Annotated in this window: 1 protein-coding gene; it reads right to left on the bottom strand. The window is 69.1% G+C overall.

The genetic code is table 11. From position 1 onward, the window contains the following. Nucleotides 1-459 (bottom strand): aminotransferase class I/II-fold pyridoxal phosphate-dependent enzyme (locus EEB19_RS26370; RefSeq protein WP_187590288.1); only part of this gene is annotated, 459 nt, incomplete at both ends.

Below are 459 nucleotides of genomic sequence, written 5' to 3'. Positions count from 1 at the left end.
CAATCCCTCCATCGGCAGCGGCGTCGGCACGCCACGCGCGCGCAGCAGTTCCTGCAGCGACTGCAGGCGCTGCTGGTAACGCTCGCCTGCCGAGGCGATCTTCGCCCGCTGCGTTGACGACGCCAGCACCGAGGTTGCCGCGTCCTGCAGCAGGTGACTGACCCAGCCGATACCGGATGCCAATCGCAGCCGCCACCGCATCGCGGTTTCTTCATCGCAGGCCAGCCAGGCCAGCCGCAGGTCGGGGCCGAGCGGTTTGGACAACGAACGCAGCAGCGCCCAGCGCCGCCCATCCAGCGGCAGTACCGAGTGATAGGCCTGCTGCGAGAGCAGCGCATAGTGATCGTCGATCAGCACTGCTACCTGCGGGTACGCCGCCAACAACTGCCGCAACGCCCGCGCCCGCTTCGCATCCAGGCTGGCCCCGGTCGGATTGTGCGCCCGGGGGGTGAGCAGCAC

The sequence above is a fragment of the Gordonia sp. OPL2 genome, assembly GCF_003797825.1.
Classification (GTDB): domain Bacteria; phylum Actinomycetota; class Actinomycetes; order Mycobacteriales; family Mycobacteriaceae; genus Gordonia.
This window is presented reverse-complemented; position numbering and strand designations above follow the sequence as displayed.